Raw genomic sequence first — 18,267 nt, forward strand, 5'->3', positions numbered from 1 at the left:
TTGGCACGGTTGATGCGTTGTTCGTAACCGTTGCTTGCGTGTCGGCCCCATTGATTTTCAGATACGCAACTTAGTTCGAACCGATGGCATCCAAGGACGCCGTCCATCGTGATGAACCAATCGAACATTCTCACGCTTTAGCCATTCAGCCAATTCACATTCATTGATGACCGACATTCAATTTGTCTATTTCGATCTCGGCAATATCCTCGTTTCCTTTGATCCTAGAATCGCAGCGAGAAACCTAGGGCGGTTGCTTGGGATCGACGAGGCAAAGGCTTGGGAGGTCCTCTATGCCAGCGGGTTGGAAGAACGTTATGAACATGGGGAATTGACCGGTGCTGAATTTACACAGCGGCTTCGAGCGTTTGCAACGTCTGAGCAAAGCTCGATTACCGATCAGGCAATTCTGGATGCGATCAGTGACATGTTTACTCCCATCGAGTCGATGGTTCGCTTGCTGCAGCAGACACGCCAAAAGATTGGGAAGATTGGGATCCTTTCCAACACGTGCGAGGCGCATTGGGATTGGATTAGACGCCAGAATTGGGCTGTCTCGAAGGTTCAAGTTGACGTCACGATTCTTAGTTGTCGGGTTGGAGCGATGAAACCGGCCGCAGCGATTTACGAAGTGGCGGAAATTCAATCCGGCGTCGCGGCCGAGCAAATTTTATTCATTGATGACAAGCCGGAAAACGTCCTTGCTGCGGTGAATCGAGGATGGAACGCGCACTGTTGTCTTGGCGGGGAGCCTGCGTTTGACGTGCTTTCGCGTGAGCTGAAACTTCCCTGAAGACACGCACTGGCATATTGAACCCTGTTGTCGTCGCATCGTGCCTGGGATGCGAAATCCAGGTATCGGCCTGCAGGTGGACATTGCCGAACGCTGCGAGAACGAACTAATTCTTGGGATGGTTTTGAGACGTCGCCTGGGATCTCCCGTCCTCGCGGACATCTTTTCGTTGATTTGTGCAACGATCGCTCGGCAATGTTATCTTAGCGGCCTTCCGGTGGACCGATACCGGTGCGTCCGGGTGGACGTACGAGGCGTTAGTAAGATCGAATATGCGACGTACAGGCTAGTATGACGACCGGCAGGGTTGTCGCGGCCGGCGGTAGGAGCGTTCAATTCTGCGACACGCCATTCCCTCCCACGATTTTCAGCGGAAGCCATAAAGGAACAGACTTCGATGAATCGCTGCCTCTCAATTGCACTACTATTTTGGAGCGTTTGCTCGCTCACCATCGCCGATGATCGCCCCAATATTCTTTGGTTGACCTGCGAGGACAACAACGTCAATTGGGTCGGATGTTACGGCAATCCACACGCTGACACACCCAACATCGATCAGTTGGCGAAAGAAGGCTTTCAGTATATGCACTGTTATGCCAACGCCCCGGTCTGCGCGCCGCAACGCAGCACGTGGATTACGGGGGTCCATGCGATCTCGATGGGCACTCATCCGATGCGAAGTCGCTATCCGATTCCCCACGACAAGATCAAGTACTATCCAGATTTGTTGAAAGAGGCTGGCTACTTCGTCGGCAACGATCGTAAGACGGACTACAACATTGGTGGACGTGACGACGGCAGCCCATGGGATACGAAGAAAACCGACTGGGAATCGCTGAAGAACAACCAGCCGTTTTTCATGGTGATCAATAGCACGCAATCTCATGAATCAAAAGCATTCGGCGACGTCAATCAAACGAAGCGTGACCCACAAAACGTACGTTTAGCAAAGTATCACCCCGACATCCCGGTGATCCGCAAGAATTACGCACACTACCATGACGCCGTCAAAAAGATGGATTCGGAAATCGGTACCGCTCTGAAAAAACTTGAAGAGTCCGGTTTGGCAGAAAACACCATTGTGATTCACAATTCTGATCATGGTGGAGTCATCGCACGTAGCAAACGGTACTTGTTCAACAGCGGGACTCACTGCCCGTTGATCATTCGGATCCCCGAAAAGTTCAAGCATCTTCGTCCCGGAGACCCAGGTTCAAAAGTCGATGATTTAGTCAGTTTTGTTGACATGCCGAAAACCTGGTTGGACCTGTGCGGTGCCGAAAAGCCCGACTATCTACAGGGCAAGGTTTTTTTGGGACCTAATAAGGAGGCGCGCGAGTACCACGTTAGTTTTCGAACTCGTATGGATGAACGCTGTGACAATGTACGAGCTGTTCGCGATCAACGGTTTCTATTGATTCGAAATTACATGCCCTACGCGCCGTGGGGCCAGCATTTGAATTACTTGTGGCGAATGGAAGCGACCCAGGCTTGGGAGGCACATCATCGTGCCGGAAAAACGGACGCAATCACGGGCCGATTCTTTGGAACGAAACCACCGATGGAACTTTACGACACCCATCAAGATCCTGACAACGTTCACAACTTGATCGATGATCCGAAATACTCCGACGACGTCAATCGACTGTCGAAAGCTCTCGATCAATGGCAACGCGAGATTTTCGATGCCGGGCTGTTGCCGGAAAGCGAAGTGGTTCGTCGCAGTGAACAATCCGGCAAAACGATTTATGAAATGGTTCGCACCAAGTCACTTTACGATGTCGAGGCATTGCAAAGTGCCGCGTCGACAGCCGTCGAGCAAGACCCCGCAAATTTGGATCAACTCTACAAAAACCTCGATAGCGACGACGACGGAGTACGCTATTGGGGCATCGTCGGGCTGTTTAATCTGCAGCCGAAACATGAAGTTGACCTGAATCGGGTTCGGGCATGCCTCGAAGATTCGTCGCATCACGTCCGGGTGATGGCCGCGTGGATTTTGTACCGAGACGGCGACAGGCAGGCCGCGCAGAAGTGTTGGAACGAGTTGCTCGAAAGCGATTCCTATGCCTCGCTCAAAATTTTCAATGTGGTTGACTGGATCGGTGATGGAATTGAACCCTACCGAGCCTCAATGAAAAAATGCAATTTTAGCCACAATGGCTATGTTGATCGAATGAAGGAGTACATGGAGATCCAATAGCGAGCAGCCGATAGCACAACGCATCAACCGCTTGGCGTTAGCCACGGTTGATGGGTTTGACGAAACCGCGGCTAACGCCGATCGGCTGATGATGGCGCGCTGTATTGTTGGTGCGATAACCGCCTGGCGTTAGCCACGGTTGATTTGTTTGACGAAACCGCGGCTAACGCCGATCGGCTGATGTGGGCACGCAGTTTTGTTGGTGCGATTAGCCGCTTGGCGTTAACCAGGGTTGGTGTGTTTGACGAAACCGCGGCTAACGCCGATCGGCTGATCTGGGCACGCAGTTTTGTTGGTGCGATTAACCGCCTGGCGTTAGCCACGGTTGATGCGTTTGACGAAACCGCGGCTAACGCCGATCGGCTGATGTGGGCACGCAGTTTTGTTGGTGCGATTAACCGCCTGGCGTTAGCCAGGGTTGGTGTGTTTGACGAAACCGCGGCTAACGCCGATCGGCTGATGTGGGCACGCTGTTTTGTCGGTGCGATTAGCCGTTTGGCGTTAGCCACGGTTGATGCGTATGAAGTAACCGTGGCAATCGCATCTCGGATAATTTGAGGAAGCAAGACGATGTCAGACGCCCCACTCGCGTTTTTTCTGACATTCACCGTTTACGGAACTTTTCTTCAGGGTGACAGCCGATGGTGGCGATCACGCGGGAGAGGACCTCAGCGACCCCAACCGCTTCTCGAACAGTGGCATCGCGACCGACTTAATCACGATGTAATTCTGCTAGATGAGTCTCAACGTTCGGTCGTTGAACACGAAGTCGTTCGTCTATCTGAATTCCGCGGATGGACACTCTGGAAGATTAGTGTTCGAAGCAACCACGTTCATGTTGTCGTGACAGCAACGAATGCGAATGGTTCAAAGATTCGGGACCAAATCAAAGCCAACTGCACGCGTGCGCTAAGAGAAAAATTTACACAGTTTATCGACAGGCCGGTTTGGTCTGTTGGTGGCGACTGGAAGTGCATCAATACAGACGAGGATTTAGGTCAAGTGATACTTTACGCTAGTGAAGTTCAAGATCGAAAGGACCGGGATAGCTAATGCAGTTTTTGCAAGCACCCGGGATGTTGCTCGATTTGTAATAGGCAGTAATGCCTGTGTTTGACGAAACCGCGGCTAACGCCGATCGGCTGATGGTGGCGCGCTGTATTGTTGGTGCGATTAGCCACGGTTGATCGGCCGAACGCTATGAATCAACCCGTTTGCGAAACGGAGCTTGTAGATCTTCGAGGATCAAGTAGAGGCACGGCACCAAGACCAAAATAATCGCGGTCGAAAACAAAATGCCAAACCCGAGCGAGATCGCCATTGGGATGATGTACTGAGCCTGCAGGGAGTCTTCAAAAATCAGCGGCATGAGACCACCAAATGTGGTCAGGGTCGTTAACAAGATGGGACGAAACCGCCGGACGCCGGCTTGCGAGATCGCTTCGAACGCCGAGCAATGTTTGCGCCGGCGGTTGGCGTAGTCGATCATGATTAGCGAATCGTTGATCACAACACCCGACAACGCGATCACTCCCATCAAACTCACCAGTGAGATGTCGTAGCCTAGGACAATGTGTCCGAGAACGGCGCCGACAACTCCGAATGGAATCGCGACCAGTACTACCAGCGGTTGAACGTAACCGCGAAACGCGATCGCCAACAAGGAGTAAATCACCGCAAGGGCGAGACCAAAGGATCCCCACAGCGATGACGTGGCTTGTCGCATTTCCGCATCACTGCCCTCAAAACTCCAGGTGATCCCCGGATAGCTTTCACGGAGTTCCGGCAGAACCTCGCTTCGCAACGCTTGGATCACCTGAGTCACCGCACGTTTGGGTTCGACGTCCATCGAAACGTTGATGACCCTGCGCCCGTCGCGTCGGTCGATCGAACGAAATGCCGAGGTTTCGTCTACGTCCGCCACGTCGAGAAGTGGGACTTCGGCGCCCGAGGGTGTGCGAATGATCAAGTCTTCGAGGCTGTAGATGTCTTCACGTTCGTCTTCGGGCAATTTCACGCGAACTTCGATTTCGTTGGTCCCACGAAGCAACCGGAGTGCTAGTGATCCGAAAAAGGCACCACGGAGTTGGTCACCTAGTTCTTCGTCGGTCAGCCCGAGTGCGCGGCCTTCGGGACGCAAACGGAAATCGTATTGGACCTTTCCTTTGTTGTAGCTATCGCTGACGTCGCGAACATTGGCGAACGATTCACACCGTTCGACCAGCGTCTGAGACGCTTTTTCCAGAACACCGATGTCGCTGTGGCTGAGGTCGATACTGATCGCTCGGCGATAACCGCCCGGACCGCTCTCGGCTTCGAATGTGACTTGGTTGACCCCGGGTAAATCACCGATCGACTCACGCCACAATTCGATCACTTCTTTGGCGGTCATGTCACGCTGGTCGGGCGGCTTCATCACGATTTCGACATCGATAAAACTCTGTCCGCGAACGTTGGTTTTGATTCCCTCGGCGACTTCGTAAAGCTGATGTTCCTCGAACATTTCCAAACTGGCCTTCGTCACCGCCTCGGCAATTTCGGCCGCTTGATCTTGGGTCGTCCCGACGGGCATTCGGACACCGGCTTCGATTTCGTCGGCGGAAACTTCGGGCATCAGGATCATGCCCATGTGAGCACTGGTCGCATAGCCGGTCACAACTAGGAACATCGCGAGCGCGATCGACGCGGTGATGTAGCGATAGCGCAAACAAACAAGTAGCAACGGTTGAAAGAGCACTTCGACCAGCCGATTGAAGCCTCGACTGAAAGCCTGTTGGGCACCGTGTAGCTTCGCCCCGATTCCGCCCTGGCGGCCTGCTTTGCGAGCATGCCCCAAGTGCGCCGGAAGAATGAACAAGGATTCGAGCAGCGAGAGAGCCAAGACGATGATTACGACCACCGGTAGCGGCGCCCAAAACTTGCCGGTCTCCCCGGGGATAAACATCAACGGTACGAACGCGACGATGTTCGTCAGAATACTGAACACGACCGGGCCGGAAACCTCACGTGTACCCTCGATCGCGGCACGTTCGTTGTCGCCGGTTTCCTGGCGTTTTTCGTAGACATTTTCGCCGACGACTACGGCATCATCGACGACGATCCCCAAAACAACCAAAAAACCGAACAACGAGATCATGTTCACGCTAACATCTGCGATTGGCAGAAGTAGCAATCCCCCGATGAAGGAAACCGCCATTCCCATCATCACCCAGAAAGCCAAGCGAAATTCGAGAAACAAAGCGAGAATCAAGAGCACGATGACGACCGCCATGATCGCGTTTTCGATCACGAGATTCAGACGGCGTCGAAACTCTTCGGCGTTGTTGCGATCGACTCGCCATTTGACGCCCGGTGGCAACACCGATTCGAAACCTTCCATCGTTTCCGCGACGGCATTGGCGACGTCACTGGGCGATTGAGATCCGGTGCGAAAGATGTCCAGTTCGACCGAAGGCGTTTGACTGAACTGGGAATGAAAGCCGACTTCTTCAAACCCATCTCGGATCGTCGCGATCTCACCCAGCGTTACCGCCGGTCCGTCACGTCCGCTAACGATCTCCATACCGGCAAATTCGTCCGCCCACTGCTTTCTTGCCTTCACCCGTAGCAAGATTTCACCCGCGTTGGTTTGCACGCTGCCAGCGGGAACGTCTTGGCTGCTAGTCCGGATAGTGGTGGCAACATCAGAAAGCGTCAGGCCGTATTCACGCAACCGTTGGCGTGGGATTTCGATGTGTGTGACATAGGCCGGAACGCGTCGCAATTCGACTTGTGTGATTTGCTCGTGAGACTGCAGTTGATCGCGCAATTGTTCGGCAAGTTGTCGCAATGCCCAGACATCGATCGGGCCGTAAAGCGCGATTTGCATCGCTTCACGTTGCTCGGATTGCAGCCGGACTTCGGGCTGTTCGATCTGGTCGGGAAACGTGCGGATACGATTGACCGCTTGATCGATGTCTTGGAATGCCTTCATCCGCTGTTCACCGGCGACCAGTTCGATCAAAACTTGGCCGCGTCCTTCACGAGCCTCGCTGGTGATTTCACGGATGCCTTCGACGCTCCGGATCGCTCCTTCGATCGGTCGAAGGATGCCCTGCTCAACCTCCTCCGGTGAGGCGCCAGGATAGCCCACGCTAACTTCGACGATGTCTAGCTGAAATTGGGGGAAGACTTCTTTCTGAATCGCAAAGGCGGACCATATTCCTCCGCCTAGCAAGATGAACATCAGGAGATTGGCGGCGATCGAATTGTGGGCCATCCAGGCGATCGGATCCGAAAATCCCTTCCGCTCGTTGCTTGATTCACCGTCTGGCTTTGACGCGTCGTCTGTCTCCCCGCTTGAAGTCGGCGTAGCGGTGGTTTCGAGATCACTTGAGCGTGGATCGGAGGAATCTTGCATCAAGCTGCCTCCTTCTCACCGGTCGCTTCCTCGTCGATGGATTCGCCATCGTCGGAACTCTCGGGGGTAATTTTCTTCAGGCCGACTCCGTCAGCGACGGTCGCCAAGGTGGTGATGACGACGTCTTCCCCGTCTTCAAGTCCCGCGGAAATGTAGGCGTAGTCCGCATCGCGTACGACAATTTCAACGTTTCGGATTTCCAGTTGATCGTCCTTCATCACCCAAACCGTATCGGAATCACGCACAAGTTTTCGCTCGAGGCGAAAGACGTTCTCGATCGGTGTGCCTTCGATTTCGGTTTCGACCAACGTTTCCAGGATTAGGGGCGGTTGATCTGAATTCTGTCCCAGAGGATCGGGAATCGAGATCAATAATCGCGCCAGTCGCGTCTGCTGATCGAGGGCACCGATCATGCGTCGTACGTAACCGATCCGTTCGGTTCCTTCTGGCCAAGAATCGGGATTGCGGAGACGGACGACCGAACCATGTTCCTCGTCGCTCTCTGGAAACTTTACCCAACGCAAACTACGAACGGGGACGGCCGCGATGATCCAGTATTCGTCGATGCCGACTAACTGGGCGAGTTCGTCGCCGGTGGCGACCTGAGATCCAACGTTAATCGATCGGGTCAGGATTTGAGCGTCGAACGGGGCGAAGATTTCGGTGCGATCTAAATCCAGCTTGGCTCGTTCGATCGCGGCCTTGGCGGCGCTCACTTCGGCCTGGATCGAAGCGATTTGTGGTTCTCTCAAAACGAGAGCACGGTTGGTTTCGTTGATCGTATCTTCGAGCAGCGCGAGCTCTTTTTTCGCGAGGCTTTGGCGTCCCATTTCGATATCCAGTGACGCCTGGGCCTTGGCGAGTTCGCTCTCGCTGATCGCAAGGGCGTTTTCAAAGTCGGCCGGGTCGATCCGCAACAATAAGTCGCCTTGGCGGACCATTCCACCGGGCACGAAACTTGGCGATACCTCGATGACTTGGCCGCGGATTCGGGGGCTAAGTGTAATGTCTTGAGCGGGTTGGACTTTGCCCAGCACGACCAGACGTGGCGAATAGGTCTCGCGGGCCACCGTGACGGTTTCGACCAACGCCGACGATTTTCGTGTCGCAGTGATTTTCTCGGCTGTCGGCTCGGTACGATTGATAACGACGATCGCGGCGACCGAAGCGCCCAAGATAGCCAGGCAAGCGATCAAATTTCCAAGGACGCGAAGCCAGCGCCAAATCAGCCGTGAGTTGGATGCATCATTCATCGAGTTCAGTATCGGGAAGACGATCGACCGTCCTGAGCAATTGCTCAAAGTCGCCGGAGTTGTCCGGTGCGATCAAGGGGGCAAGCGAATCCGATGACGCGGCGGCGGAGGCAGGGCCGGCTGGATTCAGGTTGCTGATCGGCGGGAGCGTTTCCGGCAAATCCGACTCGATCGGTTCACCGGTCGAGATTGAAACGCCGTCAACGACGGTTTCGTCTTGTATTACGATTGTGGGTTGGGGGCGGGGCTCAAATCCACCCGCGAGCGCAAGGTAGAGCGACACGCGGATCAGTAGTAAGTCTAATCGAGCGGACAGCGTTTCGCGCTGTAATCTTTGTCCCGCCGTGATCGCGCTTAAAACATCCAGGTAATCGGCTTCGTTGATCAAGTACTGCTCACGCAATTGATCGGCCGACATTTGAGCCCATTTCGCCTGGGCTTCGAGGTGCGTGAGTCGTTCAAGCTGGTATTTTTCGCGTGCCAGGTTGTCTTCGACTTCTGCGAACGCGTTTAGCATCGTGTCGCCGTATTCATTGAATCGCTGCCGGACGATCGCACTGTTCCGATCGACTTCGGCGCGTCGTTGACCACCGTCAAGAATCGGTCCCACCAGTTGGCCGCCGATCGACAGGAACCAGTCTCGGAACAGGTCTTCAGGCTTTTCCGCCGAGTTAAGCAGCGAACCGCTCAAGTCCAGTCGTGGAAATTGGTCACTGATCGCGGCGGCGAGGTCCTTGTTGGCTGCCATGAACGCCAAATAGTCACGGCGAACATCCGGCCGACGTTTCAATAGCTCGGCCGGCAGTCCCGTGTTCGGCAATGGCGGAAGGGCAGGCAGATTCGACCCGGGGCTGTACTTGGCGTTTTGTGGCATTTGGCCAAGCAGGATTGCCAGGCGATGCTCAAGAACTTCGATTTGTGACTTTACCACTGCGGACTGTTCCAGCGTCCCTTCGACCAATTGGCGCTGCCGCAATACATCGGGGCTGCGAATCTGGCCGAGACCGAAGCGAGCTTCTTGTAGCGACAACCCCGTCTGGTTGGTTTGGATTTGCTCATCGAGCAATTCGAGCTGGGCATGGGCTTCGATCAGTGCAAACCATGTGCGCGTGACTTCGGCTGTCAATGCGAGTGCGATCGCATGGTAGTCCGCATGGGTAGCCGCCGCTCTCAGCCGCTCGGCTTCGACCTGAGACTCGATCCGCCCCCACAAGTCGACTTGGTAGGATGCGTCGAATCCCCAGAGGTAGCTATGATCGTCGCTGCCGGGGCCGTATGTGCTTCCGATCGACGAAACCCCGTTCAAATCGATGAAAAAGTCAGACGCCTCGCGACGAGTGACGGCCCGTGCGGCGCTGAGTCGCTGAATCGCGGCGGCAAGCGTGAAACTGCCATCGAAAAGTTGGTTGATTTGCTCGTCGAGTTGCGGATCGCCAAACGAATTCCACCACTGATCCGGCTGGACGACGTCGCCGCTGGCGGAAAACGAAGGTGGAGGTTCGGCGCTAAACGTCCCAGTGGCTTGCCTTCCCGCACATCCGCCAATGATCAGCAGCGCGCAGCCGCCAGCTAAAAGCAACGCGATTGCCAGAACGAAGCGGAAATTCCTCTGAGGGACCAGGGCGAATCTGTTCATGAACGTGGTCTAGAAATATTGACTTCTAAGCGGCAACCCCAATCGCCGAACTTCCAAGAAAGGAGTCGGAATGTGATGCCGAAATCATGGTGATTTTCCTTGCGCGGAGATTTTGAAAACGAAACCTTTGCGAATCCGCTCGACGGCACACTGCCGGCCTGAACCAATAGAGGGTGCATGCGGGATTGATCGATCATTGCCTTGCCGGTGATACTGGCCTCCCGACCGAGCGCATCGGCAGGTTCTTGAATAGCCAGCGATGCTTGCGACCGTAGTACTTTCCTCCGACCCCCGTTTGCCAGCCTCATGTCTTCGACCACTCCAGTTGATCCGCCCGTCAGCGTGACCGTGACAACCGGCGGCCCCGTTTCTGGAGCGATCCGCCCTCCGGGCAGCAAAAGTTTGACCAACCGTGCGTTGATTTGCGCCGCGATGGCCAGCGGGACGTCGACCCTGACCGGTTGCCTACGAAGCGAAGACACCGAAGTGATGATCGATAGCTTGCGAAAGTGCGGCGTGCGAATTGAAATCGACGGCGATTCGATCCGAGTTGACGGGAGTGATCGCATTGCCCCGGACGAAGTCGAGTCGTTGTTCATCGCCAACAGCGGTACCAGCGTTCGATTTCTGACGGCGGCACTCTCAGCAGCCGGTGGGCAGTATCGTTTGTCCGGTGTTCCAAGAATGCACGAGCGACCGATCGCTGACCTTGTCAATGCGCTCGCGGCAGTTCAAAACGGATCTATTATTTGCGAGTCACCCAACGGGTGCCCTCCGGTTCTGATCCAGTCTGATGGATGGCAAGGCACTTCATCAGTGGGGTGTGATACCCCAGGTTCTCAGGTTGTCTTGCAAGTCGCTGGGAATGTCAGCAGCCAATACCTAAGTGGTTTGATGATGGCGGCTCCGGTCGCGATCGAGAATGGTCATACTTCGGTCACCATCGAAGTATTGGGAGAGCTTGTTTCGCGTCCCTATGTCGAAATGACCGCTCAGACGATGCGTTCTTTCGGCGCGACCATCGACATCCATGATCAAGACGATGACGCTCGTGATCGCGACAATGTCTCTGTCCGCGTGATCGTGAGCGGCGAAGGCTATCGAGGAACAACGTACGCGATTGAGCCTGATGCATCGGCGGCAAGTTATTTCTGGGCGGCAGCCGCGATCACCGGTGGAAAAGTGACGGTCCAAGGGCTGACGCCTGACGCGATGCAAGGTGACGTTGGTTTTTGCGACGTCCTTCAACAAATGGGTTGTACGTTCACACACGACGAAGATTCGATGACCATCGAAGGCCGGGCGGCGAATGGGATCGATGTCGACATGAATAAGATTAGCGACACCGTGCAAACGCTTGCGGTGGTCGCCCTATTCGCTCAGGGCCCGACGCGGGTCAGGAACGTCGCGCACAATCGATTCAAAGAGACGGATCGCATCGGCGATCTTGCTTGCGAGCTTCGCAAGCTGGGCGCCGAAGTTGATGAGCATGAAGACGGATTGACGATCACACCGCCAAGCGGCGGGCCAAGTTCGGCAACGTTAGAAACTTACCATGACCACCGGATGGCGATGAGTCTATCGCTGGCTGGGTTGTGTGCCGAAGGCGTCGAGATTCTGGACCCAGCGTGTACGGTGAAAACGTATCCGGAATTTTTCAAAGACTTGGAAGAGTTGATCGGTCGACCGCATCGTTGGACTTAGTCCTTCGTTTCCGCTAGGAATTGATGCCTGTTCTCTTAGCCGAACGGCGCTGTCAAACACGTCAACCGTGGCTAATGCCAGGCGGCTGATATCGCAAACGCACCGGCGATTTCTTCGATCAGCCGAACGGCATTAGCCGCGGTTACTGCGACAAGGCCATGGATAGCGCCATTCAGAAAATCTGCAAGTAGACGGGCAGGACACGTTGGAGGACCGTACGAATTGGGTTCTCGAATAGCGAAACTCACCACAGGTTTCGAATGGATGTATCGCTGTGGCGAAAGCGGCGGCGCGCGAGGTGGCAACAAGCCTTGCGGCTGCTCATCGGTTGCCCCTCCCTTTCCTAGACTGCTCCGCTCGGCAGTGGGGGTGGTGGTTCAGGTTGCGCAGATTTCGACGCCTCTGGAGAAGGATAGCGAGTCTTCCGTAGGCGTTCGCGGCGTCAATGTGTGGGGAAATTGATGACACTGCCAGCTAAGATGGGTACAGCAAGCCGCGGGGCGACGTTCACCCTTCGCAGCCTTCTTATCTCCCTTTCTTGGAATCGAACGTCACCATGGGTCACGGATTTCGTCCTTGGGTTCAATGCATCGGTGCCGCATGGTTGATCGGCACTTTCATTGTGGCAACTGGTGGGCAAGCCTTCGCCCAGAAAAAGAAAAAGCCCGCACCGCCAAAGATACGGCTACCCGAAAGCGTTCGATCGGCGCCATCTCACTTGATGGATGTTGAGCCGGCCGATCGCAGTCGGCGCACGGATCTTGAGTACGCGGCGTCTGAGCTAGATCACATGGTTGAGAAAGAACTCGCGGACAAGGGAATCGATCCCAATCCGATCGCCAGTGATGAAGTCTTTTTACGCCGCGTCTATTTGGATGTGGCCGGCCGGATACCGACGTTAAAGGAGACGAGCGCGTTCTTAGAATCCAGCGATCCCGACAAGCGGGTGGAACTGATTGACGAATTGCTGAGCAGTCCCGACTGGGTCAGTCATTCGTACAACTTTTGGGCCGACACGTTGCGTTTGGTCGAACGGCCGCAACCGAACATTATTGCCGAACCCTATCTCGCATACATCAAGGATTCGATTCGGACGAACAAGTCGTACGACAAATGGGTTTACGAGATGCTGACCGCCGAGGGCAAAGTCTGGGAGAACCCCGCGGTCGGGTACCAGCTTCGCGATGACGGGATGCCGCTGCCCTATGTCGACAACACCGTGCGTGTTTTTCTTGGGACACAAATCGGATGCGCCCAGTGCCATGACCATCCCTTTGACAATTGGACGCAGTACCAGTTCTACGAATTAGCTGCTTTCACGACCGGGACTCGAACGAGAATTCGAAAAGGTGATCCCGGTTTCGAGAAAACGAATCCGGCGAATAAGTTGATCAGTGACGCACGTCAACGTTATGACAAGGGGCGTGTCCCGGGGGCTTTCCAGCGTTTGCTGCGCGCGAATACCTACCGTGTCTCGGAAGTGAACGCAGAGATGCGTTTGCCACACGACTATGCATACGATAACGCGAAACCGAAATCGATCGTCAAGCCGGCGGTGCTTTGGGGAGAGATTCCATCGAAGTCGAAGAACGCGACGCGACGTCACCAATTCGCCGCTTGGCTGACCAGCCCGGACAACGAGCAGTTCCGCCATACGGTTGTCAATCGTTTTTGGAAACGTTTCCTGGGAGTCGGCTTTGTCGAACCGGTGGATGATTTCATCGAGGATAGCCCTCGTTCGTGTGAAGATGCGATGGAGTTCCTTGGCGACCAACTGGTGCGTTCGGGGTTTGATTTAAAGGATCTAACGCGCATCATCCTTTACTCACGGACCTACCAACGGGAAGCCACCGATTACAGTTTGACTAGCGGCGAGCAGTACTTTTTTCCTGGTCCGGTGATTCGCCGAATGTCGGCCGAGCAGGTGTGGGACTCGATGCTGACCTTGGCGGTTCGCAATCCAATGCCCTTTCAACGTCCGACGGTGGGCGAAATCAAAAACGCCGTCGATGTCGACTTTGCTTCGCTGACCTTTGAAGACGCGAAGTCACAGTCCGAAGCGTTCCAGAAAAGCTATTTCCTGCCAACCTACAAACGCGGGCTGAACAAACACAGTTATCAAGGCAACGTCTTGTGCCGTGCAAGTGAATTGCCATCGCCCCAAAACGCCGATCACTTTTTGCGTCAGTTCGGCCAAGGCGACCGAGAAACGATCGATGGCTCGGACGTCGAAGCGACCGTCCCGCAGATCCTCGCAATGTTCAATGGGCCAATCACCCACGTGATGCTCGAACCAGGATCGGCAATCGTCGACGAAGTACTCACGATCGAACAAGCTCGCGATCGTGTCGAAGCAATTTTTATGAGCGTCCTCTCGCGACGGCCAAGTCCGCGTGACCGGATTGCCGCCGCACGCGAACTTTCCAAGACCGCCAACGATGCGGTTGGCTATGGCAACATTGTTTGGGCATTGCTGAATACACGCGAATTCTTGTTCATTCAATGAACTCGCATTAAGAATGAACTCGCAGTGAACCCACCTGATCGCTTCTCGTCATTAATCTATCGTTTACGAAACCATTGATCATGAACAACGCCAACGAATTCAGTCGTGAACATCGACGCGATTTTATGCGATCGGTCGCGACACAATGCTTGGGAGTTAGCTTTGCCGGTGCCGTCGGCGCCGGTCCCATGTTGTCGCTCGGCGAGGCGCAAGCTGCCAGTGTCCCGCAGGGCAAGGCGAAGCACATCATCTATCTGTTTATGGAAGGTGCGATGACGCATCTTGACACGTTTGATCCGAAAACCGGTGTGCCCGAGGCTGGTGAAACGAAGCCGATTCAAACGCGGGTCCCCGGAGTTACGTTCGGCGATCGCTTTCCAAAGCTTTCGTACCTTGCCGGTGCACTGGCCGTCGTACGATCTCTGGCGACCGAAACAGGTGCCCACGACAAGGCGCAGTATCTAATGCGCACGTCCTACAAAAAACTCAACAGCATCCAGCACCCTGGAATGGGGGCATGGATGCTTTCGCAGCAGGGGCGGTTGAACCGCGAGCTTCCGGGGAACTACGTCATTGGCGGTGCAAATCGACATCCCGGGGCGGGATTCCTTGAACCGTCGCTATCGCCGGTACCGATCGCGAATCCATCGAGCGGTATCAAGAACATCAAGTTGCCGAGTTACCTGCCGGAGACACTGTTCCAACGAAGGTTGGCGCTCGCCGAAAAGTTTGATACCGAGTTTCAAACGTCGCATCGGGCTAACGTCAAAATTGAAGCGTACAACCAGCTCTATTCCGAGGCCCGCAATTTGATGGGCAGCGATCATTTGAAAGTCTTTGATCTTAAAGACGAACCAGAAAAGGTGCGCGAGGCCTATGGTAAGAATACGCTCGGCCAGGGATGCTTGTTGGCGAGACGTTTGGTGCAAAGTGGCGCCCGATTTGTCGAGGTGACTTATGGCGGGTGGGACATGCATCAAGATCTGTATGGGCGATTGGATGAACGTGCCGGCCAGCTCGATAATGCGCTCGGAATTCTGTTGAAGGACCTCCATCGCACGGGGCTGCTTCAGGACACCATGGTTGTACTGACGACAGAGTTTGGACGTAAACCTTCGATCAACGCGAATGCCGGTCGTGATCATCACCCCGGCGCGTTTTGCTCGTTACTTGCCGGAGCGGGAATCAAAGGCGGTCAGGTTTATGGGGCCAGTGACGAGCGAGGTTTTTCCGTCGAAGACAGCCAAATGTCGGTGGGCGATTTTAACAAAACGATCGCGGCGGCGGCCGGTCTGCCGGTCGATGAAGAGCTGTTCTCTCCGAATGGACGTCCGTTCAAAATCGGTGGCGATGGCGAAGTGATCGAAGACCTGCTGGCGTAGCGTGTCGATCATACTGCGATTGCTTCATTCCGTCGGCCCGGTGTGGCAGCCCCCAAAATGATGCCCGGCTACTTGCAAGCCAAGAAGATTTGGGGAAGAATCGATCCCCCATTGGCAGTTTTATCATCTTCTTTCACGCAAGAGCATTTGCTATGTCACGTTTAACCTTCCCCGTTCTGTTCGCATTGGTCGTTTCAATCTCCGTCATCGGTTGCGGCAGTGGTGACAACGAAGTCATCGAAGACACCCGATCTCAAGCTGAGATCGATCAGGAGTTGGAAAGCTATGAAGAGGAAATGGATGCCGCCGACGACGTCACTCAGTAACAACCTAGCCGAAAGCTTTGAGTCGAATAGGCCAACATTGGGCCGGCGGTTCGGCGATTGTCAAGGAGCGAGGGCATCAGCTTGTGCCTTCGGCTGTTCAATTGGCATTGAAGTGCTTTCGGATGGTTTCTTATTTGAATCGGCAGTTGATCATTTCGAATCGACCATGGCGCATTGATGGGTAAACGCGTCAATCGCTCGCAGACGGCCCGTCAATCGCCAGCCTCAGCAGAGATTTCATCGAAGGAGCCGGCTGAAGCCAGTCGGTATTCGTTCCGGTGGCTCTTATTGGGCCTGTGTGTGGTCGCATTTCTGCTTCGCTGCATTCATCTGCTACAAACGATCGAAGTACCGACCCTGATTCAGTTGCTCGGTGATGCCCGAGGTTATTTCGATTGGGCACTCAAGATCAGTGGTGGCGACTGGTATGGCAGCGAAACGTTTTACCAAGCGCCGCTTTATCCTTATTTTCTGGCGGTACTGATCAAGCTATTCGGGCCTAGCGTCACGTTGATTCGCTTGGTTCAAATGGTGTTGGGGGTCGCCGGAGTTGCCTTGATCGGACTCGCGGGACGGAAGCTATTCTCCGAGAAAGTCGGGTTGGTTTCTGCGTTGATGTTGGCCGTCTATCCGCCGGCGATCTTTTACGACGGCATCATTCAAAAGGCTGCGTTGGCAACCTTTCTATTGTGCATGTTCTTGGCGGCATGCGTCTATTTGCAAACCGAGCGTCGGTATCGCTACGCCGTCCTGACTGGTATTTCGCTTGCGCTACTGGTTCTAACGCGAGAAAACGCGTTGCTTTGGACGCCATTAGTTCCGCTCTGGATTCTGCTTGCGCTCGATGAAACAACGCGTCGACGTTGGGCGTTGGTGGCGTGCTATGTCGGCGGGCTCGCGTTGATCTTGTTACCGGTTGCCGCACGCAATGCATCATTGGGAGGTGAATGGTCGCCGACCACATTTCAAGCCGGCCCAAACTTTTACATTGGCAACCATTTGCAAGCCAACGGGATCTACGAGCCACTGGTTCCCGGTCATGGAACGCCGATGTACGAACGGGCCGACGCGGAACGCTTGGCCGAACAGGCTGTTGGACACGAACTTTCCGCTCGCGAGGTCTCGACATTTTGGATGTCCGAGGCTTGGGGTGACATTCGACAAGCACCGGGACGCTGGTTTCAGCTGATGGTGGCCAAGACATTCATGGTGTTCAATCGCTATGAAGTCCCCGATGTCGAGAGCATGTATATCTTTCGAGAATATTCGACGCCGCTGAAGCTAAGTCTGGTGTGGCATTTTGGGATCCTCTGCCCATTGGGGATCTGGGGGCTTTTTGCGACTTGGGGCCAACGGCGAAGGCTTTGGCTGTATTACTTGCTCTTGCTTTCGATGATCGCAGCGGTAGTGCTTTTCTTTATTTTGGGCCGGTACCGGAACCCTGTTTCGATTCTCTTCCTCCCATTCGCCGCTGCAGGCATCATCGACATCGTGGCTCGGTTTCGCCAGCGTCAGGGGCATCGCAAGCTCCTAATCGCGGTGCTGCTATTGTCCGCGGTGTTTTGCAACATTCGCGTCCATGAAGAAGATTCATTACACGCGAGTTGTTACATGAACATGGGCGTATCGGCTTGTCAGGCCGGCAATCTTCCGTTGGGAATTCGTTTACTGCAGCGATCCGTCTCGGAATTTCCTGAGTTAGCAGAAGGCTATGTCAATCTTGGCCGGGCCTACATGTTGAACGGCCAACCGGCACTTGCCGCCAAGTGCTTTCAGCTCGGGCTCGTGTTGGAACCTCGGTTGATCGGGGCTCATATCCAGCTTGGCGAGGCATTGGAGTACGCGGGAGATCCGGAGCAGGCGGTGGAGCATTATCGGCGGGCACTTTCGCTCGATCCGACAAGTCAACGTGCTTTAGAAGCTTTGAGCCGAGTCCGGCAAGGGTTGCCGCGAAGCCCGGACTCCGAATGATGGCATGATCATGCCCCACGTGTGGTGCTTGTTCGGGTTCCAAATGGACCGGGATTTGCAGGCTAAGTGAACATGTGGCGCCTTTTAGTCAACT

General features: G+C 54.7%; 11 protein-coding genes. 8 read left to right on the plus strand and 3 right to left on the minus strand.

Features of this window, described 5'->3' with window-relative positions:
- The first annotated feature begins 166 nt into the window (after positions 1-166).
- From FYC48_RS24610 to FYC48_RS24620, 3 genes are all read left to right on the plus strand, one after another.
- Positions 167-793: an HAD family hydrolase gene (locus FYC48_RS24610; protein WP_149499435.1), complete on the plus strand. Its 627-nt coding sequence runs from the start codon at positions 167-169 to the stop codon at positions 791-793.
- A gap of 397 nt (positions 794-1,190) precedes the next feature.
- Positions 1,191-2,996, plus strand: coding sequence for a sulfatase family protein (locus FYC48_RS24615; protein WP_149499436.1), 1,806 nt, complete (start codon positions 1,191-1,193; stop codon positions 2,994-2,996).
- Positions 2,997-3,176: 180 nt separating this feature from the next.
- Entirely contained in the window at positions 3,177-3,554 is a 378-nt protein-coding gene (locus tag FYC48_RS24620) for a hypothetical protein (protein ID WP_149499437.1), read from the plus strand.
- Positions 3,555-4,194: 640 nt separating this feature from the next.
- Here FYC48_RS24620 and FYC48_RS24630 read toward each other — a convergent pair.
- The 3 genes from FYC48_RS24630 to FYC48_RS24640 all read right to left on the minus strand — a co-directional run bounded on the left by FYC48_RS24630 (position 4,195) and on the right by FYC48_RS24640 (position 10,284).
- On the minus strand, positions 4,195-7,254 hold the full coding sequence (locus tag FYC48_RS24630; RefSeq protein WP_149499584.1) for an efflux RND transporter permease subunit: 3,060 nt from the start codon (positions 7,252-7,254) through the stop codon (positions 4,195-4,197).
- A gap of 140 nt (positions 7,255-7,394) precedes the next feature.
- Entirely contained in the window at positions 7,395-8,648 is a 1,254-nt protein-coding gene (locus FYC48_RS24635) for an efflux RND transporter periplasmic adaptor subunit (RefSeq protein WP_149499439.1), read from the minus strand.
- On the minus strand, positions 8,641-10,284 hold the full coding sequence (locus tag FYC48_RS24640) for an efflux transporter outer membrane subunit (protein WP_149499440.1): 1,644 nt from the start codon (positions 10,282-10,284) through the stop codon (positions 8,641-8,643). Before FYC48_RS24640 ends, FYC48_RS24635 begins: the two co-directional genes overlap by 8 nt.
- 306 nt (positions 10,285-10,590) lie before the next feature.
- Between FYC48_RS24640 and aroA the strand changes: the two genes are divergently transcribed.
- The 5 genes from aroA to FYC48_RS24660 all read left to right on the plus strand — a co-directional run bounded on the left by aroA (position 10,591) and on the right by FYC48_RS24660 (position 18,173).
- Positions 10,591-11,988 (plus strand): 3-phosphoshikimate 1-carboxyvinyltransferase, encoded by a 1,398-nt coding sequence (aroA, locus tag FYC48_RS24645; protein WP_149499441.1) that lies wholly within the window; start codon positions 10,591-10,593, stop codon positions 11,986-11,988.
- A 556-nt stretch (positions 11,989-12,544) separates the two neighbouring features.
- A complete protein-coding gene (locus FYC48_RS24650; protein WP_149499442.1) occupies positions 12,545-14,494 on the plus strand; it encodes a DUF1549 and DUF1553 domain-containing protein in 1,950 nt (649 codons plus the stop codon).
- A gap of 80 nt (positions 14,495-14,574) precedes the next feature.
- Positions 14,575-15,876, plus strand: coding sequence for a DUF1501 domain-containing protein (locus FYC48_RS24655; protein ID WP_149499443.1), 1,302 nt, complete (start codon positions 14,575-14,577; stop codon positions 15,874-15,876).
- 152 nt (positions 15,877-16,028) lie between these two features.
- Entirely contained in the window at positions 16,029-16,202 is a 174-nt protein-coding gene (locus tag FYC48_RS28205; RefSeq protein WP_200836694.1) for a hypothetical protein, read from the plus strand.
- 177 nt (positions 16,203-16,379) lie between these two features.
- Complete coding sequence (locus tag FYC48_RS24660) at positions 16,380-18,173, plus strand: tetratricopeptide repeat protein (RefSeq protein WP_230773820.1); 1,794 nt, start codon at positions 16,380-16,382, stop codon at positions 18,171-18,173.
- The last annotated feature ends 94 nt before the right edge of the window (positions 18,174-18,267 follow it).

This window comes from Roseiconus lacunae, from assembly GCF_008312935.1.
Classification (GTDB): domain Bacteria; phylum Planctomycetota; class Planctomycetia; order Pirellulales; family Pirellulaceae; genus Stieleria; species Stieleria lacunae.